The following is a 21,604-nucleotide window of genomic DNA, read 5'->3' on the forward strand; positions in this document are numbered from 1 at the left end:
TAAAACGTCATAATGAATTTCATTATGTGTTCACTCGTGAGGCTTTGATATTTTGTTGCGTCCTAAGACGCTGATATCAATCCTGCGAGTGCCCACACAGATTGTCTGATAAATTGTTAAAGAGCAGTGCGAACAGTGCGTTAGCGTCCTGTCGCGAGGTGGCGTATATTACGCTTTCCTCCTGCAGAGACAACCTCTATTTCAGAAGTTTTTCTCCGGCGGCGCAGTCTCCTGTGCCTCTCAACCCGCTTCCCGTTGCCGGTGTTCCGTGTCGATGGAGGCGCATTATAGGGAGTTCGCGCGGACTGACAAGTGTTTATTGCGAAAAGATTACTGTTCGCAGTAATTTTCATCAAATCGCGCTATTTCGCTACGATTTGCCTGGTAACTGTGCAAAATCATTAGCAAAAGTGCGTACCTGCTGCCAGTCCGTGTACTCCACTTCTTTTGTGGAATCGGTCTCACCGCCAGTCATACGCATAATCAACTGAATCATGACGCGATCAAACCAGCGATAGCGCGGATAATAGAGCGCGCCCGCAAACACGGCACAGCAATCAGGTTGCCACGGCGAGCTGGCCAGGAACTTCTGCGTATAAGCATTCGTTTCAGGAGAACGCTTCTCAGGTTTGCGCGCCGTGAGGTTTACCGAAAAGAAACCACTGGTACGCTGCTGCAATGCAGGGAGGTGAAGCTTTACGAACTTGTCGACGACCGGCTGGAAATGACCGTAGCGAATAGAGGCGCCAATCAGCACGCGATCATACTGCGCCCAGTCAGGCAGAGCGGCATCCTGAATATCCAGCACATCGCATGGCTGGTGCTGACGGATCACCTCAGCGATAGAAGAGGCAATCTTCCTGGTTTGTCCGTCGCGGGTGGAATAGAGAATCAGCGCTTTCATGTCAGCATCCTTATTAATTATTCACGCCAGAAAGTAGGCGTGAACAGCACCAGCAAGGTAAATACCTCGAGACGCCCGAATAACATGGTGGAGATAAGAATCCATTTCGCCACGTCATTCATTGAAGTGAAGTTATCGGCCACAACCCCCAAACCGGGCCCGAGGTTATTCAGGGTCGCGGCAACGGCAGCAAATGCCGAGAAGTCATCGACACCGGTGGCAATGATCGCCAGCATGCTGACCAGGAACACCAGCGCATAAGCTGAGAAGAATCCCCATACGGCCTCAAGGATACGCTCAGGCAACGCCCGATTCCCCAGCTTAATGGTGTAGACCGCATTCGGGTGAACCAGACGCTTAAGCTCACGGTTACCCTGCTTGCATAACAGCAGGATGCGGATAACCTTCAGGCCACCGCCGGTTGAACCGGCACAGCCGCCAATAAAAGCGGAGCACAACAGCAGCACCGGCAGGAACAAGGGCCAGCGTGAGATGCTGTCGGTCGTGAATCCTGCCGTGGTGGCCATGGAAACGACCTGGAAAAAGGCCTGGTTTAGCGTTTGCCAGCCACTGTCGTAAACATTGTGGAACCAGAGCACCAGCGTGCAGATCAACACCAGCGTCAGCTGAACGCCTATAAACATGCGGAATTCAGGATCGCGCCAGTACACGCGCAGATTGCGCCCGCTTAGCATGGCAAAGTGAAGGCCATAGTTACAGCCTGAGATCAGCAAAAACACCGCCACGATAGTATTGATAGTGCCGCTGTGAAAATAGCCGATGCTGGCATCATGGGTTGAGAAGCCGCCAATCGCGATGGTCGAGAAGCTGTGACCAATAGCATCAAAGGCCGGCATGCCTGCCAGCCACAATGCCAGCGCACAGGCCACCGTCAGCAGAACATAGATCAGCCAGAGTGTTTTCGCTGTTTCGGCAATACGCGGCCGCATTTTATTGTCTTTCAGCGGCCCCGGCATTTCAGCGCGATAGAGCTGCATGCCCCCGACGCCCAGAATCGGCAATATCGCCACCGCTAATACGATGATCCCCATACCGCCCAGCCACTGCAGCATCTGTCGATAGAAGAGAATGGCTTTAGGCAGCGAGTCCAGCCCCACCAGCGTAGTGGCCCCGGTCGTTGTCAGGCCAGAGAAAGATTCAAAGAACGCATCCGTCACGGAAAGATGGGGCTGTTCGGCAAAGATAAAGGGCATGGCCCCTACGCTGCCCAGCACCGTCCAGAACAGCACGACAATCAGAAACCCTTCCCGCGGTTTGAGTTCGGTTTTCTTTTTGCGATTCGGCCACCACAGCAGCGAGCCGATCACCAGCGCCATCATAAAGGTCTGGCTAAACGCCCGCCCCGCGCCATCGCGATAAATTAATGCGACCAGGCCGGGCAAAATCATCGTCACTGAAAAGAGGATCACCAGCAGACCGACTATGCGGGTAATGGCGCGAAAGTGCATTCAGCCGTTCCTTTAAATAATAGAGATGAACATCAGGGTGTGAGCGGGATCAGCGCTAACGCGCCCCGACTAAAGTCTGACAGATTTTTTTTGAATCCGTCGATTTGTCCGTAAGGTACAGCCAGCGTCAGCGCAATGCGATCCTGAAACTGACTGTCGGTCACCTTACCGTCAAAACGCTGTACCAGCCGTTCAACATCACTGAGCTGTGGATAGTCACATTGCAGAGTGAACAGCTTCATCGGCACTTTGCGCTGTCGTGGCAGCAGCTTAAGCCCCTGCTGAACGCCACCACCATAGGCTTTCACTAAGCCGCCGGTTCCCAGCATGATGCCGCCGTAGTAACGCACCACCACGGCAGTAATCTCGCCAATATCCGCGCCCATCAGCTGCGCCAGCATCGGTTTCCCTGCCGTACCTGAAGGTTCACCATCATCAGAGAAGCCGAGCTGTTGAGAATCATTCGGCGCGCCCGCGACCCATGCCCAGCAGTGATGCCGGGCAGCCGGATGCTCGTTTTTGACCTGCTGGACAAAGGCGCGCGCCGCCTCTGCCCCCTCGGTGTGCGCCAGCAGCGTAATGAAGCGACTCTTTTTGATCGTCTCCTCACTGCTGCTCACGGGCACCGCAGGAATATTAAAGGCTTCCATCAGGCCAGATGCAGATCGCGGGTCATGTTCTCAACGCGATGCGCATGGATCACCACGTTATCCTCGATACGAATTCCGCCATAAGGCCGAAGTGCATCGATAGCCTGCCAGTTAAAGTGCTGACTGAAACGGCCTGCACGCAGTGGTGCCAGTAATGAGTCAATAATATAGAAGCCTGGCTCGATGGTTAATACCATGCCCGGTTGCAGCACGCGGGTGCAGCGAAGATAAGGATATTGCGCAGGCGCGGCCAGATGCGTGCCCTGATCATCCTGCATAAAACCCGCTACGTCATGCACCTGCAGACCCAGTGGGTGCCCCAGCCCGTGTGGCATAAACGGCCCGGTCAGATCTTCAGCCACCAGCGCTTCTTCGCTGATGCCCTGCACCAGCTCAAACTTCAGCAACATCTTCGCAATACGCTGATGCATCTGAAGATGATAATCGGTGTAGCGCACGCCCGCTTTCAGCGTGGCGATCAGCGCCAGCTCTTCCGCGTTCATCGCCTCAACCATTCTGGCATAGAGCGAACTGCTCTGCGCCGCATAGCTGCGGGTCAGGTCGGCGGCGTAGCCAAGATACTCAGCGCCCGCATCAATCAAAAAGCTGTGGCGTTTCGCCGGCGGCTGATGATCCAGCCGGGTGTAGTGCAGCACCGCAGCGTGTTCATTCAGCGCAATGATATTGCCGTACGGCACATCGGTATCGCGATGACCGGTCGCGGTCAGATACGCCTGGTTGATATCGAACTCGCTTAAGCCCGCCGAGAACGCCTCTTTCGCTGCGCGATGACCCGCCACTGCCAGCTTCTGCGCCTGGCGCAGACAGGCGAGTTCATAATCTGTTTTGATACTGCGATGGAAATGCAGGAAGTCGATCACCGCTTTAGGATTGATATTGCCGGAGGCGATACCAAGCTGTGCTGCCCGTGCGTTGATCGGGCCGATATAAGCGACATTATCACGCTGTGCAGGCAGCAACTGCGCAATCTCATCCGCATTTTTCAGGCCGATAACCTCGACATCTTCAGTCCAGAAGCTATCCGGCAGAGGTTCAACGTTATGCCAGTAATCCACCGGAGAGTAGAACCACAGCTTCGGTTTGTTCACGCCATCAATCCATAGCCAGCAGTTGGGAACCTGTGTCACCGGCACCCAGGCCTTGAACTGCGGATTCACCTTAAACGGATAGGTGTGGTCATCCAGAAACACCGTCAACAACTCACCGGAATGGATCAACATCGCATCCAGTTTATTGCGTGCCAGCACCTGCTGCGCCCGTTGTTGCAACGTGGCGATGTGCGCGTGATACAAGGTCTTCAGTGAATCCATTGACGTCTCTCCAGTGTCGCGAAATGGCCGCAAGTTTAGCATACCCCTTGCGCAGTTGCTGATGTCGACACGGCTGTGATCTTGTTAGCAAATAAGCAAAGAGCAGTTTGCAAATAATTAACATCCCTCCCACACTCACGATCATCTGGTATGACCAGATCACCTTTCGCGGTTTCAGGAGACGCACATGCTCTACCAAGGCGCTAACCTTACACTTCACTGGCTGGACGATGGTATCGCCGAGCTGGTTTTTGACGCTGCAGGCTCAGTCAACAAGCTTGATACGCAAACTGTCGCCAGTCTGGGCGAGGCAATTGCAGTGCTGGAGCAGCAGCCAGATCTTCGCGGCCTGCTGTTGAGCTCCGCTAAACCTGCTTTTATTGTGGGTGCGGATATCACCGAGTTCCTTTCACTGTTTAATGCACCCACCGAAAAGCTGAGCCAGTGGCTGAGCTATGCCAACAGCATCTTCAATCGTCTGGAAGATTTACCCGTGCCGACCCTGGCCGCCATTGACGGCTATGCGCTGGGCGGCGGATGTGAGTGCGTGCTGGCAACCGATCTGCGTATTGCTACTGCGGACGCCCGCATTGGCCTGCCGGAAACCAAACTTGGCATCATGCCTGGCTTTGGTGGCAGTGTGCGGCTGCCACGCCTGCTGGGTGCCGACAGTGCACTGGAAATTATTGCGGCGGGCAAAGATGTTGATGGCAATGCCGCCCTGAAACTCGGTCTGGTCGATGCCGTGGTCGCTCGCGAAAAACTGCGCGAGGCGGGGATCACCATGCTCAAAGCCGCCGCCACTGATGGCAGCTGGCGCGCGCGCCGGGCACCGAAACTGGCTCCGCTGAAACTCAGCCCGATTGAAGCAGCCATGAGCTTTTCTATTGCGAAAGCGATGGTGCTGCAGACTGCAGGTAAACACTATCCCGCCCCGCTGATGGCAGTGAAAACCATTGAAGCGGCGGCCAGCCTTGGCCGTGACGATGCATTGAAACTTGAAACCGCGGCGTTTGTGCCGCTGGCGCAGTCTGATGAAGCTCGCGCTCTGGTCGGCATCTTCCTTAACGACCAGTACGTCAAAGGCCTGGCGAAAAAGCGTGGCAGCGAAAGCGGCGCCCCCGCTCAGGCGGCAGTACTGGGCGCAGGCATTATGGGTGGCGGCATCAGCTACCAGTCTGCGTGGAAAGGCGTGCCGGTCAGAATGAAAGATATCAACCCACAGGCGCTAACCCTGGGGATGAACGAAGCCAGTAAGTTACTTAATAAGCTGTTAGAACGCGGCAAAATCGACGGCAACAAACTCGCCAGTGTGATCGCCACTATCCAGCCCACACTCGATTATGCCGGTTTTGATCAGGCCGATGTGGTGGTGGAAGCCGTGGTTGAGAACCCGCTGATCAAGGCCAAAGTGCTGGCTGAAACCGAACAGCATCTGCGTGAAGACGCGATTCTGGCCTCCAATACCTCGACCATTCCTATCAGCCAGCTGGCGCAGGCGCTGCAACGCCCGGAAAACTTCTGTGGCATGCACTTCTTCAATCCGGTGCCACGTATGCCGCTGGTTGAAGTGGTTCGTGGCGAGAAAACCAGTGAAGCCACGCTGAGTAAAGTGGTGGCCTGGGCCAGCAAAATGGGCAAAACCCCTATCGTGGTGAATGATTGTCCCGGCTTCTTTGTTAACCGGGTGCTGTTCCCCTACTTCGCCGCTTTCAGCCTGCTGCTCCGCGACGGCGCTGATTTCCGCCAGATTGATAAAGTAATGGAAAAACAGTTCGGCTGGCCGATGGGTCCCTCCTGGCTGCTGGATGTGGTAGGCATCGATACCGCACATCACGCGCAAAGCGTCATGGCGGACGGTTTCCCGGATCGTATGAAGCATGACTATCGTGATGCGATTGACCTGCTGTTTGATGCCGGTCGTTTTGGCCAGAAAAATGGCAAAGGTTTCTGGCGCTGGGAAGAGGATAAAAAAGGCAAGCTGAAGAAAGTGCCCGATGCAGAGGTGGACACACTGCTGCAACAGGTCTGTCAGCCCGCGCGGGTCTTCAGTGACGAAGAGATCCTGAACCGCATGATGCTGCCGATGCTGAATGAAGTGGTGCGCTGCCTTGAAGAGAAGATTATCGCCTCACCCGCTGAAGCAGATATGGCGCTGGTATACGGCCTTGGCTTCCCGCCGTTCCGTGGCGGCGCATTCCGCTATCTCGATACCCTTGGCAACAGCAATGTGGTCGATCAGGCACGCCGCTATAGCGCGCTCGGTGGGCTCTATGCCTTGCCTGCGCTGCTGGTGCAGAAAGCCCATCAGCATGAAAGCTGGTATCCCGCCGCTAAACCGATTGATGAAGCCGCGCTGAAAAGCGCCTGAGGGCAAAAAGATGGAAAATGTGGTGATTGTTGATGCGGTGCGCACGCCAATGGGACGTTCAAAAGGCGGAGCCTTTCGGAACGTGCGCGCTGAAGACCTCTCTGCGCACCTGATGCGCGAAATTCTGAGCCGCAACCCGGCAGTGGATCCGACTTCGCTCGACGATATCGTCTGGGGCTGCGTACAGCAGACGCTGGAACAGGGATTTAATATCGCGCGTAACGCCGCGCTGCTGGCCGAAATCCCGCACTCTGTACCGGCCACTACCGTTAACCGGCTGTGCGGTTCGTCAATGCAGGCGCTGCACGATGCGGCCCGCGCCATTATGGTGGGCGATGCACAGTGCTGCCTGATCGGTGGCGTGGAGCACATGGGGCACGTGCCGATGAATCACGGTGTGGATTTTCATCCCGGCCTGGGACGCACCGTCGCCAAAGCCGCAGGCATGATGGGCTTAACTGCCGAGATGCTGGCACGTATGCATCATATCAGCCGTGAGCAGCAGGATGCGTTTGCCCTGCGTTCGCACCAGCGCGCATGGCAGGCCACCCAGCGCGGCGACTTCGCCACTGAGATTGTCGCCACTTATGGACACGACAGCGACGGCATTCTTAAACGCTATGACTTTGATGAAGTGATCCGCGAGGAGACCAGCGCCGAAGGACTGGCGGCGCTCAAACCCGCCTTCGATCCGGTGAATGGCACCGTCACGGCGGGCACGTCGTCGGCGTTGTCAGATGGTGCAGCCGCCATGCTGGTCATGAGTGAATCACGCGCCCGTGAACTGGGGCTGACGCCACGCGCCCGCATCCGCAGCATGGCAGTGGTTGGCTGTGATCCGTCGATTATGGGCTACGGACCGGTTCCGGCCAGCAAACTGGCATTGAAACGGGCGGGGCTAAGCGTCAGTGATATCGACGTGTTTGAGCTGAACGAAGCCTTTGCCGCGCAGACGCTGCCCTGCATCAAGGACTTAGGTTTACTGGAGCTGATGGATGAAAAGGTGAATCTGAATGGCGGTGCGATTGCTTTAGGCCATCCGCTGGGCTGTTCCGGCGCGCGCATCAGTACCACACTGCTGAATATTATGGAACGACGCGATGCCCGTTTCGGACTCGCTACCATGTGCATCGGACTGGGTCAGGGGATTGCGACCGTATTCGAGCGTCTGTAATACGTTGAGTCTTACTTTGTCAGATTTACCCGCCGTTAACCGGCGGGTTTTTTCTGTCTGCTACAGCCTGCTACCGGGAATCAGATAAAGGCAAACGCATCGCCATACATCTGTGACTCTACGGCGCCACGCTCGGCACAGAAACGATCGCGGGCAATCTTCGCCATCTCAAACCGTCCGGCGATGTAGATCTCATGCTCGCTCAGCGTGCTGAAGTCCTGCATCACGGCTGTCAGGACTGTGCCTGACCGACCCTGCCAGCCCGCTTCGGGCTGCTCGACGACCGGGATCACCTTCAGGTTCGGGTGCTTGACTGCCAGCGCATCCAGCTCGTCCATATCGTACAGATGCTTGAGCTCACGTCCGCCCCAGTAAATGGCGATATCGCGCTCTGGCTGTTCCGCCAGCGCGGTAAGCAGAATTGAACGGGCATAGGAGAAACCGGTGCCGCCCGCAATCAGAATCAGCGGCTTAGTGCTCTCTTCGCGCAACCAGGCGTCGCCGTGCGGCATATCAACCGTGATCTGGCGATCGTTACGGATGCGATCCATAACGGCCATGGCATAGAGGTTCAGATCGGACGCGCCGATATGCAGCTCAATGATATCTTTTTCCATCGGCGTTGAAGCCAGTGAGAACGGACGCTTGTCGCGCTCATCCATCACTACCATCAGATACTGTCCCGCGCGAAAACTGAATTCCGCTTCAGGGATCAGGCGAACGCGATAGACCGTGTCGGTAATCGCCTCAACTGAAGTTACTTTACAGCTTAACGTTGTCATGCGTTCCCTCTGTCGGGTCGTCTTTATGGTTGTGCTCGCCATCAACGCTGTGGCGGCTGATCAAAAATACCTAGCTCATCCCAGATGGCATCAATGCGCGCGGTGACCGCAGGGTCTTTCACAATGGGTGTACCCCATTCGCGCTGCGTTTCACCCGGCCACTTGTTGGTCGCATCCATCCCCATCTTCGATCCCAGCCCGGACACAGGCGAGGCGAAATCGAGATAATCGATCGGGGTATTTTCCACTAATACCGTATCGCGAGCCGGATCCATACGCGTGGTGATCGCCCAGATCACATCGTTCCAGTCACGCGCATTAACGTCATCGTCACACACAATAACAAATTTGGTGTACATGAACTGCCGTAAAAACGACCAGACGCCAAACATGACACGTTTGGCATGCCCTGCGTACTGCTTTTTAATTGTCACAACCGCGAGGCGGTATGAGCAACCCTCTGGCGGCAGATAGAAGTCCACGATCTCCGGGAACTGCTTCACCAGAATCGGCACCAGCACTTCATTCAGCGCCACACCCAGTACCGCAGGTTCATCCGGTGGACGGCCAGTGTAGGTTGAGTGATAGATAGGCTTATGGCGCTGCGTAATATGCGTCACAGTAAACACCGGGAAGCTATCTACTTCATTGTAGTAGCCCGTGTGGTCACCGTAAGGGCCTTCCGGCGCCATATCGCCCGCTTCGATATATCCTTCCAGCACGATTTCAGCGCTGGCAGGCACCTCGAGATTGTTCGAGAGACACTTCACCACTTCTGTTTTATTGCCGCGCAGCAAACCGGCAAACGCATATTCTGACAGCGTATCAGGCACCGGCGTCACGGCACCAAGAATGGTGGCAGGATCGGCACCCAGCGCCACCGACACCGGAAAACGCTCACCCGGATGCGCTTTCGTCCACTCCAGATAATCAAGCGCACCGCCACGGTGCGACAGCCAGCGCATAATCAGACGATTTTTGCCGATCACCTGCTGCCGATAGATACCAAGATTCTGCCGCTCTTTATGGGGACCACGCGTCACAGTCAGGCCCCAGGTAATCAGCGGTGCCGCATCACCGGGCCAGCACTTCATCACCGGAATGCGCGTCAGATCAACGTCATCGCCACTGAACACCACCTCCTGACAGGGTGCATTACGCAGCCGTTTGGTCGGCATGTTTAGAACCTGCTTAAACTGCGGCATTTTATCGAACAGATCGCGGAAGCCTTTTGGCGGCTCCGGTTCTTTCAGGAAGGCCAGCAGTTTACCCACTTCACGCAGTGCGCTGACCTCCTCCTGGCCCATGCCCATTGCCACGCGCTTTGGCGTGCCGAACAGATTGCACAGTACCGGCATGTCGTACCCTTTCGGGTTTTCAAACAGCAAGGCGGGACCACCGGCGCGCAGTGTACGGTCGGCAATTTCGGTCATTTCCAGTTCGGGATCGATCGACTGGGTAATGCGCTTTAGCTCACCGCGCTGTTCGAGCAGCGCGAGAAAGTCTCTTAAATCGTGATATTTCATGCGGCTTTAGCTTTCCGGCCAGAGTGAATCGGCCATTATAGGTCTGATTAAGCGGATATGCTGAGGTTTATAGTGCAGCCTCTTAAGCAGACGTCAATTTTCAGTTACCTTTTCACCTGCCAGCCGGCCTGTTAAGAAAAGTCTCAGTTTATTTTCTTTGCAGGACGCTTTACCCTGCCCCTGCGCTATAACTCTGGCAGCAGGTTTGCTATTCTTAGCGTCCATTCAATGGGAGCAGTTATGGAATCCTGGTACTTACTCTATTGCAAACGTGGACAGCTATTGCGCGCGAAGGAGCATCTGGAGCGGCAGGAAGTGCATTGCCTGAGTCCGATGATCGCTCTGGAAAAGATCGTGCGCGGAAAACGTACCACGGTGAGTGAGCCACTGTTTCCAAATTATCTGTTTATTGAATTCGATCCGGAAGCGATTCACACCACGACCATCAGCAGCACGCGCGGTGTCAGCCACTTTGTGCGCTTCGGCACCACACCTGCGACCGTGCCATCGGCCGTGATTGAAGCGCTGGAGACTGATGTTCCGCAAATCCTGCTTGATCCGGAAACCCCTCAAAGCGGCGACGAAGTGGTTATCACTGAAGGGACCTTTGAGGGGCTGCGCGCCATCTTTGCCGAGCCGGATGGTGAAACACGCTCGATTCTGTTGCTTAATCTGCTGAACAAGCAGGTGATGCGCAGTGTGGATAACAAGCAGTTCCGCAAGCTTTAAGCCAGTCTGAACAACGTCCGCGCATTCTGATCAATGCGGACCGCCAGTTCCTCAGCATTCTCCCCACGCCATGTCGCCACCTGATGCACAATATGCGGTAAAAAGCAGGGTTCGTTCCGGCGTGAAGTCGGGCGCGGACGCATGTCGCGTGGCAGCAGATACGGCGCATCGGTTTCCAGCAGCAGACGATCGGCCGGAATCAGTGGCAGCAGCTCTCGCAGTTCCAGACCACGACGCTCATCGCACACCCAGCCCGTGATCCCCACGGATAATCCCATGGCCAGACAGCCTTCAAGTTCATCACGCGTGCCGGTAAAGCAGTGAATCACCGCACCCGGCAATTTTGGCAGCCAGGGTTCAAGCACCGCGGCGAAACGTGCATGGGCTTCACGGCAGTGAAGGAACACCGGCATGTTGAGTTCCGCCGCCAGTGCCAGCTGTGCATCAAACGCATACTCCTGCTGCTCATGCGCCGACAGGTTGCGATTAAAATCGAGCCCGCACTCACCGATAGCCACCACTTCCGGTTTTTCAGCCAGTCGACGCAGGGTACTGGCAATGTCCGTGGACCATTCGCTGGCATGATGAGGATGAACGCCCGCGGTAGACCAGCAGAAATCGGGTTGCGCTTCAGCCAGCCGCTGAGCCTGCTGGCTCTCCAGCGCATTAGTGCCGGTAATAAGCATGCCGGTGACGCCCGCATCACGCGCGCGTTTAACCACCTTTTGCCGGTCGGAGGCGAATTGCGTGCTGGTCAGGTTTACACCGATATCAAACATAATTTTTCCCACAGTTTATAAACAAAAACCGCCCATCAGGGCGGTTTGGATTGATCGCTTCCCGCCTGTGCGGGTAACGGTAACGCGGTCGGCATCAGGAGTCGATGTTCTCGTCCTCATCCTGTGACCGGCGGCCTTTACCCACGTAGTAACGGGAAAAGAATACGCCGACTTCAAACAGGCAGTACATCGGAATAGCGAGCAAAGTTTGGGAAAAAACATCCGGCGGTGTGAGCAACATCCCGACGACGAAGGCACCCACCAGAATATAAGGACGTTTCTTCTTCAGATCGTCCGGACTGGTGATGCCGGTCCAGCACAGCAGCACAATCGCCACCGGCACTTCAAACGCCACGCCAAATGCCATAAACAGCGTCATGACAAAATCGAGGTATTTGGCAATATCTGTCGCAACGGTGACGCCGATCGGCGCGGTTTTGGTGAAAAAACCGAATGCCAGCGGAAAGACCACAAAATAGGCAAACGCTACGCCGAAATAGAACAGGAAAGTGCTGGAAAAGAGCAGTGGCATAACCAGCCTGCGCTCATGCCGGTATAGCGCCGGAGCGACAAATGCCCAGACCTGATAGAGGATCACTGGCACCGCAAGAAACACCGACACAATGATAGTCAGCTTAATCGGGGTGAAAAACGGTGAGGCGACATCAGTCGCGATCATGCTCGATCCAACCGGCATCTGGCTAATCAGAGGTGCCGCGACCAGCTGGTAAATATCATTGGCGAAGAAAACCAGCACCAGAAAAATCGCTAATACTGCGATCATGCAATTCAGTAGTCGCTTACGCAGCTCAATCAGATGACTGATGAGCGGTTGAGTATCTTCAACGGCCATTATCGTTCATCACTTGCAGAAGAGGGTGGAGCGGAATGTCGCGCAGTATTGGCCGGTCTGGCGGCTTCAACCGCAGGCGCCTGTGCCGGTGCGCTGGCCACGGCGGCAGGTGCGGCAGAAGATTGCACAGCCGGCGCGGATGAAACGGCTGACGGAGCCTGTGCCGGGGCAGTGGCAACAGCGGAAGGTGCCGCAGCAGGTTGCACAGCCGTGACAGCGTCTGAAACCGGAGCAGGGGCCTGTGCTGGCGCGCTGGCCTGATGTTCTGCGGTAGCCGGTGTCGCCGAAAGTTCCGCCGTGCCAGACTCAGATGCGTCTCCTGCTTCTGAAGCAGGATGAGACACGGGCCTGTGCTGGGCCGAGTGAATGGTGTTTGCCTCGTCTTCCTCTTTTTCAATGTCGATGCTCTGACTGACCGAGCGTTTCATTGAATCCGCCGTTTTACGCAGCTCTTCCATCGACTCTTTCAGCTCAGGTGAGAGCGTGCCGCGGCTCGCTTCTTCCACCTTTTTCAGGCTGTCCTGCAGCTCCTGCAGCTTGAGCTCCTGCGCCAGTTCATGTTGCACATTGGCTGCCAGCGAACGAATCGCCCTGATCCAGCCGACTACGGTTTTCACCGCAACCGGTAAACGTTGCGGGCCGAGTACAATCAGCCCGATAACGAACACTAATACCAGTTCACTAAAACCAATATCGAACACGGTTTACACCTGCTTGTCGTTCTTGGTGTCTTCTTTGGTAGCCGAAGTGTGCTGTTTATCAGCCAGCGTTTTGGCCGCGAAGTCAGCATCCTGCTCTTTCGGTTGATCCTTTTTATCGTCCTCGTCACTCATGGCTTTTTTGAAGCCACGAATCGAAGAACCTAAATCCGAACCCAGATTACGTAATTTGTTGGTACCGAACAGAAGTACAACAATGACGGCAATGATTACCAATTGCCAGATACTGATACCGCCCATGAGATAGCCTCTAATATTCTGTGAAAACGATGAGGTAATGCACCACAGAGTGCCCTTTTCAACCGGGCCTGAGCCAGCGACATTACCTTTTTTTAGACGGACGTGACAATCAGTTTGTCTTACGCCAGCCGATTAACCAGGAGACGATTCCCGCCGCCATTAACACCGCCGGGAAGAAGTCCCAGTCCGGTCGGGTGAGCAGTACAGCCGTTCCGCTTAACAGCAACGTTGCCCCGACGCCAAACAGGTAGCGCGCCTGATGGTGACGAACGCGCTGTGCGTGCATATCACCCACCAATTTATCGACGCTATGCCGTAGCAACTTGTGCTGGCGCAGGCTGTCGTAAAACAGCTCGGGCAGCTCGGGTAACTTTTCAGCCCAGAATGGCGCTTTCTCTTTCACCGCACGGATAATGGCCGGCAGACCGACCTGATCCTTAATCCACTCTTCCAGGAACGGCTTGGCTGTCTTCCACAGATCGAGCTGAGGATAGAGCTGACGGCCAATCCCTTCCACATAAAGCAGCGTTTTTTGCAGCAGGACCAGCTGCGGCTGCACTTCCATGTTAAAGCGGCGTGCTGTGTTAAACAGGTTCAGGAGCACATGTCCGAAGGAGATCTCAGCCAGCGGCTTTTCAAAAATCGGTTCGCAGACCGTACGAATCGCAAACTCGAAATCTTCGACATTGGTATCGGGCGGCACCCAGCCGGAGTCTACATGCAGTTCCGCGACCTTACGGTAATCACGGTTAAAGAAGGCGATAAAGTTTTCCGCCAGATAACGCTTATCTTCTTTGTTCAGTGAACCCACGATACCGCAGTCAATGCCGATATATTGTGGATCTTCCGGATGGTCATAGCTGACAAAGATGTTGCCCGGATGCATATCCGCATGGAAGAAGCTGTCGCGAAAGACCTGGGTGAAAAAGACCTGCACGCCACGTTCAGCCAGCAGCTTCATATTCACGCCATGGCGTTCCAGCGTAGCAACGTCTGAGATGGGAATGCCGTAGATACGCTCCATCACCATCATGGTTTCGCTGCAGTAATCTGAATAGACTTCCGGTACGTAGAGCATGCGGCTGTCTTCAAAATTCCGGCGCAGCTGAATGGCGTTGGCTGCTTCACGTAACAGGTTCAGCTCATCAAGCAGGGTTTTCTCATAATCGCGCACCACCTCGACCGGACGCAGACGGCGGCCATCCGGCAGCAGACGCGGAACCCAGCGGGCCAGGCGATAGATCAGCTTCATGTCCGCTTTGATCACCGGCAAAATATCGGGGCGGATCACTTTGATCACCACTTTCTTGCCGGTCGATTTCAGCGTGGCGGTGTGCACCTGTGCAATGGATGCCGACGCCAGTGGCTTGATATCAAAATCATCAAACCAGGTTTCAATCGGCGCGCCCATTGAGGCTTCAATCTGCGCTTTCGCTTTGACGCCATCGAAGGGCGCTACGCGGTCCTGCAGAATCGCGAGTTGATCGGCGATCAGCGGCGGGAAGAGATCCCGACGGGTCGAGAGCATCTGCCCGAACTTGATCCAGACCGGACCCAGTTGCTCCATCGCCATGCGCATACGTGCGCCGATGGGCTCATGCCGATGCAGATTCGGGATCCAGAAAACAGAGCGACGCCACAGGCGAAACAGGAAAGTGAGGCGTGTCTGAGGTATCAGTTCATCAAGGCCATAAGTCAGAAACACCTTCATGATCAGATATAAACGGCGGATCTCTCCAAAACTCATTTTGCCTCCAGCTGCGCCAGACGCGCATCAAGCGCCTCAAGCGAACGTTCCATCGCGTCGACCTCCTCAGAAAACCAGGCTAATTCCAGCGAACCAGGCGCAACACGCCACTCTTCGGTGATAGCCTGTCCGAGATAATCCTGGCGACGCTGCACTTCGCCTGTGAAAAAGCGGAATGCCTGTTGCGAGCGCTGACTGATGCCCTGTGCGGCGATATCGCCTACCCAGGGAGCCAGATATTCTGCCGGGTCCAACTCAGCCAGATCCATCAGCGCGGAGAACTGCTGCACTACCTGCAGGTCGCCATCAACCTGCAGCTCACCGCTGCGAATCAGCGGCGTCAGCTGCTGGCGATCGCGCAGCTTCGTCAGCGTTTTCAGCGAGGTGATCACCGTGCAGTCACTGCTATCCTGCCAGTCCGCTAACACGTCCAGTTGCTGTTCACTGAAAACCAGCACCAGCGGATAAGAGAACTCAGTCAGGCGCAGCGTCAGCACTTTGCCATTCAGACGTTGCCGCGCCGGTTTCAGGCCGCGATCGCGATAGAGAATACGGTTCAGTGCCGTTTCCAGGCCTGCGGTAATCAAGGGCATCAGGTTCATTACCATCTCACTCAGAACTTAAATCCACGATGCAGCGCAACAATGCCGCCGGTCATATTGGAGTAAGTGGTATTTTCAAAACCGACATCGTTCATCATCGCTTTCAGGGTCTCCTGATCGGGATGCATGCGGATCGATTCGGCCAGATAGCGATAGCTCTCTGCATCCTGCGCCACCAGCTGTCCGATACGCGGCAGAATGTGGAATGAGTAAGCGTCATACGCCTTGCTCAGCGGATCCAGCACCGGCTTAGAGAACTCCAGAACCAGCAGACGTCCGCCCGGCTTAAGGACACGGAACATCGAGGCCAGCGCTTTCTCTTTTTCCGTGACGTTGCGCAGACCAAAGGAGATGGTGATGCAGTCGAAATAGTTATCGGGGAAAGGCAGAGCTTCTGCGTTGGCCTGTACGTAACTCACATTGCCAACCACACCCTGATTGCGCAGCTTTTCGCGGCCCATCTTCAGCATGGAGCTGTTGATATCGGCCAGGACAACCTGACCGGTTTCGCCCACCAGGCGAGAGAATTTTGCGGTCAAATCGCCCGTACCGCCGGCCAAATCTAACACGCGCTGACCGCGACGCACGCCGCTGCTGTCAATGGTAAAACGCTTCCAGATACGATGGACGCCAAACGACATCAAATCGTTCATCAGGTCATATTTTGCCGCTACGGAGTGAAACACGTCCGCGACTTTGTCAGCTTTTTCGCTTTTGGCGACCGTCTGAAAGCCAAAATGGGTGGTTTCCTGCTGTGATTCATCTGCCATCGGTTTTACCTGCTCCACAAACAATACTTCCCGAAGTGTATCAGAGTCACGGAAGTCAGGCACGCTGCGCCCATACTATTCGTGGAGGCGTCTCACACGCGGCTCACTCTCATCCGCATCCCTGTCGTCATCTGCATCCTCATCCGCCCGGTTTTCCGGCATGGCGCGTTCGGCCAGTTGCGGGTTGATGGGCCGTTTGATCTCCACGCCCAGCGCCCGAAATCCCTCTGTCTGCGCAATCAGGTTGCCGCGCCCCTCTGACAGCTTTTTCATCGCCTCGCGATAGCTGTTTTGCGCCTTATCAAGACTGTGACCAATGCCGGTCATGTCATCGACAAACAGCCGCATCTTGTCATAGAGCCGGGTTGCCCGATCGGCAATACGCTGTGCATTGCGGCTCTGATGCTCATAGCGCCAGAGATTATTAATGGTCCGCAACGCCACCAGCAGTGTGGTGGGGCTGACCAGCATGATGTTCTGCTGCAGTGCCTCGCCAATCAGCTCAGGCTGGCGATCAATGGCCAGCAAAAAGGCGGGCTCAACCGGGATAAACATCAACACATAATCCAGCGATCGTAAACCGGGCAACTGTTGATAATCTTTTCGGCCCAGCAGGCGGATGTGCGCCCGCATGGCAGCGACATGCTCCTGAATCGCCTGCTCACGTTCAATTTCATCTTCTGCATTGAAGTAGCGCTCATAAGCCACCAGCGTCATCTTGGCATCCACGACGACATCTTTGCCCTGCGGCAGACGCACTATTACATCCGGCTGCATCCTGCCCTGTTGTTCTGACTGAATGCTCACCTGGGTTTCATATTCATAACCTTCACGCAGTCCGGAGGCTTCCAGCACGCGGCCCAATACAACTTCACCCCAGTTACCCTGAATTTTGTTGTCGCCCTTCAGCGCTTTGGTCAGGTTTAATGCCTCCTGCGCCATCTGCGCATTCAGCTGCTGTAACTGCCGGATTTCATGGGTCAGGGTGTGGCGTTCACGCGCCTCTGCGCCAAAGCTCTCATGAACCTGACGACGAAAGCCATCAAGCTGCTCACGCAGCGGGCCAATCAGCCCATCCAGACTCTGGCGGTTTTGTTCATCGACGCGACGGCCGCTGTTTTCGAAAATACGGTTGGCGAGGTTTTCAAACTGGGCGCTGAGGCGTTGTTCGCTGTTGGTCAGCAGGCGCTGTTTCTCTTCAGCTGCGAAGCGGGTCTCTTCCAGGCGGATGGTCACTTCACGCAGTTCTGCTTCCTGCGCGCTGTTAACCTCCAGCTGATTACGCAGTTCACGATTGAGCTGTTCGCTTTCATTGCGCCAGTAATCAAGCTGTTGCAGTCGCTCATTGGCACCGCTTAGTGCGCCGTGAAGCTGACGCAGTTCCTGCTCACGCTGCTGCGTCTGCTGCTGAAGCTGTTCGATTTGCTGCTGCTGGCGCTGTTGCGCCTCTTCCTGCAGACGGCGCTCGGTCTGGAAACTGGCGACCTGATGACCGGCACGTAACTGTGCCAGCATCCAGCCAATCCCTAACCCGGCAAGCGCCAGACAGGCGCTGATGATGATGTGCTGATCCATGATTTCCCCGCGACTCAGGCTGCTGAGGGAAAAGGTAGAGTCGCACTGTATGAATGTCCAGACAATTTTCGCCAGACTCAGCGGCTTACAGAGCCGCCACCGTCAGCTTTCCAGCCTGCCACGCATCAATCAGGAAAAACGGCATCGGCAGCAGCCATTCACCGTTTTTGACCTGCGCCAGATAGTGCCAGGTTGTCTCGCCGGAGGTGATCGCGACGCGCTGCCGGCTACCGTCAGCGGCGCTGGTTTTACCGGTCATACTGGCAAATCCCGCATTACTACCAACGTGAAAATGCGGCGTATTCCAGCGCACAGGCGTATGGTCAGGCCACGGCTGGGCCTGATGGAAATGAAACAACTCATCATGGCTCAGGAGGCTTTCGCGCACAGTTGGCCACAGCGCTACCTTGAGGAAATACTGGTCGGTGAAGCGTTCACTACCCTGATACTGCGCGATGAAATCACGCATCGTCTGTTCCACACCCCGGAAGACGCCGTGACAGCCGCCCCACATCCCTGCCAGCAGCAGTTCGGTATGAGAGAAGTAGTCACGCATATGGTGGAACCAGTAAGGCGACGCCAGCCAGGCATTAACCGCCGCCGCTTCGCGCTCCGAGAGCAACGAGTCGGCATCGCGCACGATAAAGCGCTTCACCGCGGGATCGTCGAGCACCAGAAAACGCCACAGGGTTGGATACAAAGTTTTTTCATGAGACATATCGACCAGCTGGACGTGCGACTGGTCAAGGCGCTGCCAGACATGCTGCGGCACGCTGTCATCAAGATAGATGCGACAGACCCAGCCGGGATAAAACTCAGGCGCGACTTCAACGTTTTTGATTAAGGTTTCGCAGTAACGTGGCTGATCGCCATACAGGCAGAAAGCAATGACATTCTGCTGCGGCTGACGGAGATCAACAGGCTCAGGTTGCGGAGCGGGAAAGGCCATGCGCTGCCCCTGACTGAAACGTGCATCAGAACGCATCAGCGACGCCAGACCGTAACGTGCGACTTCGTCCTTTTTATCCAGCCAGCCACACACTTCGGTCAGGCCATCCAGCCAGGTTTCAGAAGCTGTAGCCTGCACAGCGGGCGGTGACTGATAAATCTTCTGATAGATTTTGTACGCTTTATTGTACTGACCCAGACGCAGCAGACAAAGGGCGTAGTCGCTCAGCACCTGCATCTGGTTGGGCATTGAGCGCAGCACCTCTTCGCAGCACTGGGCTGCCAGCGCATAGTCGCCCTGTTGCATGGCGGCACGGAAACGTTCGGCACTGCGTTCCAGGCGGGCATTGAGTGCGGCAGGATTCGCGCCGGGGAGAGGACGTCGGACAGGAATGGTGTTGCGCATAAACACTCTCAGGTTTCACTGACGTTACGCGCCATTAACGACCGGCAGCAGGTTTTGAGTCTGGACAAAAACCTGCTGCCTGACGCGGCCTACAGCAAGCGACGCGCCGCTTCGACCACAATCTTCACTGCGTCACTTTCTGTCTGTTTCATGGTGACCGCATCCGGGATCTCTTTCTGCGTGCGGTTCACAATCACGCCCGCCACCATGCCGGCTCGCAGACCCTGGCTGGCGCACATGGTTAACAGTGTAGCGGATTCCATCTCATAGTTAAGTACACCCATCTCCTGCCACTCTTTCATCGAACCTTTAAAGCGGCTGACGACGCGGCCTGAAACAGTGTCGTAACGCTCCTGGCCCGGATAGAAGGTGTCAGATGAGGCGGTGATACCGATATGGGTCTTCGCGCCACAGGCTTCTGCGGCAGCAACCAGTGCGGTGGTACAGGCAAAATCTGCCACTGCCGGGAACTCCATCGGCGCAAAATGCAGGCTGGCCCCGTCCAGACGAACCGATGCGGTGGTCACCAGTACATCGCCAACATTGATATGTGGCTGGATCGCGCCAGTGGTCCCGACACGCAGGAAGGTGCGCACGCCGAGCTGTGCCAGCTCTTCCACCGCAATCGACGTTGAAGGACCGCCAATACCGGTTGAGCAGACCACAACGGGTTTACCATCAATTTTTGCCAGCCATGAAGTAAATTCACGGTGTGAGGCGAGATGCGTGGCATCTTCCATCAGTCCGGCAATTTTCTTCACACGCTCCGGATCGCCCGGCACAATCGCCAGGGTGGCGCCCTGCAGATCGGCTTTAGTCAGGCCAAGATGGAAAACGTCAGACTGTGTCATTTTTCAGACTCCTGTTAAGGGAAGGTATCGCGCCACTCTACGCCAGCACGCCCGATAAATATGTGACAGCATTCACTTAAGAAAATGAAAGTTACATTTCCAGCCAGATGAAATGTGATTGATATCACACAATAACATCTTCCTGGTCCCGATAGCTCTTCGCGAGGCTGTGTCCGGGTCAGCGCAATGTTAAAGAGGAGGATGATTTTATTCGCTGCTGATTCTGTTACCCGACACCTGGCGCATATGTTTTGTCGCCAGGCTATAGTTACGTGATTGCGCAAATGCTTGCACGGAGAGAATAATGAAACCCAGTGATAATATGGCACAAAAACCGGCGACGGGCGGCTTTGCCCCTGCCGTGCAGCCCACCGCCTCTACGACCATCATTACCGAAAGCCCGGCCATTCACGCAGGTGAAACCTCGGTTCCCAGCCAGGGCGAAAACATGCCGGCATTTTTTGCAAAGCCTCACTCAGCGGAAGGCCCGTTGCCTGTTGTCCTGGTGGTGCAGGAAATCTTTGGTGTGCATGAACACATCCGGGATATCTGCCGTCGTCTTGCGCTGGAAGGCTATCTGGCGATCGCGCCCGAGCTCTATTTCCGCGAGGGCGATCCTTCTGAATACAATGATATCCCGACGCTATTCAGCGAGCTGGTCAGTAAAGTCCCTGACACTCAGGTGCTGGCTGACCTCGATCATGCCGCTAACTGGGCGGCACGCAATGGCGGCGATATCCGTCGCATGGGCATCACCGGTTTTTGCTGGGGTGGCCGCATCAGCTGGCTTTACGCCGCGCATAACCCACAGCTGCGCGCCGCAGTGGCCTGGTATGGACGACTGACCGGTGAGCGGACATTGAAGCAGCAGAAGCATCCTATTGATATTGCGGTCGACCTGAGTGCGCCGGTGTTAGGTTTGTATGGTGGCCAGGATGACGGCATTCCACTGGAGAGCGTCGAGCAGATGCGTCAGGCGTTGCATGCCGCTAATGCAACCGCCGAGATCATCGTCTATCCCGAAGCGGGACATGCGTTTAATGCTGATTACCGTCCGAGCTACCATGCTGAATCAGCGAATGATGGCTGGCAACGCATGCTGGCCTGGTTCAGGCAGTATGGCGTGGCATCAAAATAAATGAAAAAGGGGCGCTTCTGCGCCCCTGATTTTACCCACC

At 55.6% G+C, this 21,604-nt stretch carries 20 protein-coding genes; 4 read left to right on the forward strand and 16 right to left on the reverse strand.

The annotated features are described in order from the left end of the window. Positions 1-370: 370 nt before the first annotated feature. From hemG to pepQ, 4 genes are read right to left on the reverse strand one after another with little or no spacing between them, the layout of a single operon-like run. Positions 371-904 (reverse strand): menaquinone-dependent protoporphyrinogen IX dehydrogenase, encoded by a 534-nt coding sequence (hemG, locus tag H7K52_RS15455; protein WP_008926465.1) that lies wholly within the window; start codon positions 902-904, stop codon positions 371-373. 17 nt (positions 905-921) lie between these two features. After that, positions 922-2,373 (reverse strand): Trk system potassium transporter TrkH, encoded by a 1,452-nt coding sequence (gene trkH, locus H7K52_RS15460; protein WP_078805032.1) that lies wholly within the window; start codon positions 2,371-2,373, stop codon positions 922-924. 32 nt (positions 2,374-2,405) lie between these two features. After that, complete coding sequence (locus tag H7K52_RS15465) at positions 2,406-3,023, reverse strand: IMPACT family protein (protein WP_182630198.1); 618 nt, start codon at positions 3,021-3,023, stop codon at positions 2,406-2,408. Beyond that, entirely contained in the window at positions 3,023-4,354 is a 1,332-nt protein-coding gene (gene pepQ / locus H7K52_RS15470; RefSeq protein ID WP_004571217.1) for a Xaa-Pro dipeptidase, read from the reverse strand. The genes H7K52_RS15465 and pepQ overlap by 1 nt, the downstream gene beginning before the upstream one ends. A 187-nt stretch (positions 4,355-4,541) precedes the next feature. Here pepQ and fadB point away from each other — a divergent pair, with 187 nt between their 5' ends. Continuing rightward, a complete protein-coding gene (fadB, locus tag H7K52_RS15475; RefSeq protein WP_008926463.1) occupies positions 4,542-6,725 on the forward strand; it encodes a fatty acid oxidation complex subunit alpha FadB in 2,184 nt (727 codons plus the stop codon). Positions 6,726-6,735: 10 nt separating this feature from the next. Beyond that, the gene (gene fadA / locus H7K52_RS15480) at positions 6,736-7,899 is read left to right on the forward strand and encodes an acetyl-CoA C-acyltransferase FadA (RefSeq protein ID WP_182630199.1); all 1,164 of its coding nucleotides are present in this window, start codon (positions 6,736-6,738) and stop codon (positions 7,897-7,899) included. A gap of 80 nt (positions 7,900-7,979) precedes the next feature. Here fadA and fre read toward each other — a convergent pair whose 3' ends face one another. Together fre and ubiD are read right to left on the reverse strand one after the other, a co-directional pair. Further along, the gene (gene fre, locus H7K52_RS15485; protein ID WP_008926461.1) at positions 7,980-8,681 is read right to left on the reverse strand and encodes an NAD(P)H-flavin reductase; all 702 of its coding nucleotides are present in this window, start codon (positions 8,679-8,681) and stop codon (positions 7,980-7,982) included. A 41-nt stretch (positions 8,682-8,722) separates the two neighbouring features. Next, complete coding sequence (gene ubiD / locus H7K52_RS15490) at positions 8,723-10,207, reverse strand: 4-hydroxy-3-polyprenylbenzoate decarboxylase (RefSeq protein WP_008926460.1); 1,485 nt, start codon at positions 10,205-10,207, stop codon at positions 8,723-8,725. A 240-nt stretch (positions 10,208-10,447) separates the two neighbouring features. On the opposite strand from ubiD, the gene rfaH reads away from it, so the two are divergent. Beyond that, positions 10,448-10,936 (forward strand): transcription/translation regulatory transformer protein RfaH, encoded by a 489-nt coding sequence (gene rfaH / locus H7K52_RS15495; RefSeq protein ID WP_008926459.1) that lies wholly within the window; start codon positions 10,448-10,450, stop codon positions 10,934-10,936. Here the strand turns inward: rfaH and tatD are convergent. The 10 genes from tatD to udp form a co-directional block, all read right to left on the reverse strand. After that, positions 10,933-11,715, reverse strand: coding sequence for a 3'-5' ssDNA/RNA exonuclease TatD (tatD, locus tag H7K52_RS15500; RefSeq protein ID WP_039658603.1), 783 nt, complete (start codon positions 11,713-11,715; stop codon positions 10,933-10,935). The two genes, rfaH and tatD, sit on opposite strands and share 4 nt — an antisense overlap. Positions 11,716-11,809: 94 nt before the next feature. Then, complete coding sequence (gene tatC, locus H7K52_RS15505) at positions 11,810-12,568, reverse strand: Sec-independent protein translocase subunit TatC (RefSeq protein ID WP_008926457.1); 759 nt, start codon at positions 12,566-12,568, stop codon at positions 11,810-11,812. After that, the gene (gene tatB, locus H7K52_RS15510; RefSeq protein WP_078805033.1) at positions 12,568-13,269 is read right to left on the reverse strand and encodes a Sec-independent protein translocase protein TatB; all 702 of its coding nucleotides are present in this window, start codon (positions 13,267-13,269) and stop codon (positions 12,568-12,570) included. The genes tatC and tatB overlap by 1 nt, the downstream gene beginning before the upstream one ends. A 3-nt stretch (positions 13,270-13,272) precedes the next feature. Beyond that, a complete protein-coding gene (gene tatA / locus H7K52_RS15515) occupies positions 13,273-13,527 on the reverse strand; it encodes a twin-arginine translocase TatA/TatE family subunit (RefSeq protein WP_008926455.1) in 255 nt (84 codons plus the stop codon). Between the two features lie 109 nt (positions 13,528-13,636). Continuing rightward, positions 13,637-15,274: a ubiquinone biosynthesis regulatory protein kinase UbiB gene (gene ubiB, locus H7K52_RS15520; protein WP_140034200.1), complete on the reverse strand. Its 1,638-nt coding sequence runs from the start codon at positions 15,272-15,274 to the stop codon at positions 13,637-13,639. After that, positions 15,271-15,876 carry a ubiquinone biosynthesis protein UbiJ gene (ubiJ, locus tag H7K52_RS15525; RefSeq protein WP_110411789.1) on the reverse strand — a complete coding sequence of 202 codons (606 nt, stop codon included), beginning with the start codon at positions 15,874-15,876 and terminating at the stop codon, positions 15,271-15,273. Before ubiJ ends, ubiB begins: the two co-directional genes overlap by 4 nt. An 11-nt stretch (positions 15,877-15,887) precedes the next feature. Next, the gene (gene ubiE, locus H7K52_RS15530; protein WP_008926452.1) at positions 15,888-16,646 is read right to left on the reverse strand and encodes a bifunctional demethylmenaquinone methyltransferase/2-methoxy-6-polyprenyl-1,4-benzoquinol methylase UbiE; all 759 of its coding nucleotides are present in this window, start codon (positions 16,644-16,646) and stop codon (positions 15,888-15,890) included. Positions 16,647-16,721: 75 nt separating this feature from the next. Beyond that, complete coding sequence (rmuC, locus tag H7K52_RS15535) at positions 16,722-18,221, reverse strand: DNA recombination protein RmuC (protein WP_105100016.1); 1,500 nt, start codon at positions 18,219-18,221, stop codon at positions 16,722-16,724. Positions 18,222-18,306: 85 nt separating this feature from the next. Further along, positions 18,307-19,575: a tetratricopeptide repeat protein gene (locus H7K52_RS15540; protein WP_182630200.1), complete on the reverse strand. Its 1,269-nt coding sequence runs from the start codon at positions 19,573-19,575 to the stop codon at positions 18,307-18,309. An 89-nt stretch (positions 19,576-19,664) separates the two neighbouring features. Continuing rightward, positions 19,665-20,426 (reverse strand): uridine phosphorylase, encoded by a 762-nt coding sequence (udp, locus tag H7K52_RS15545; RefSeq protein ID WP_008926449.1) that lies wholly within the window; start codon positions 20,424-20,426, stop codon positions 19,665-19,667. 304 nt (positions 20,427-20,730) lie between these two features. Here udp and H7K52_RS15550 point away from each other — a divergent pair, with 304 nt between their 5' ends. Further along, positions 20,731-21,564 carry a dienelactone hydrolase family protein gene (locus H7K52_RS15550; RefSeq protein ID WP_008926448.1) on the forward strand — a complete coding sequence of 278 codons (834 nt, stop codon included), beginning with the start codon at positions 20,731-20,733 and terminating at the stop codon, positions 21,562-21,564. Positions 21,565-21,604: the final 40 nt, after the last annotated feature.

The sequence above is a fragment of the Pantoea hericii genome, assembly GCF_014155795.1.
GTDB lineage: Bacteria > Pseudomonadota > Gammaproteobacteria > Enterobacterales > Enterobacteriaceae > Pantoea > Pantoea eucalypti.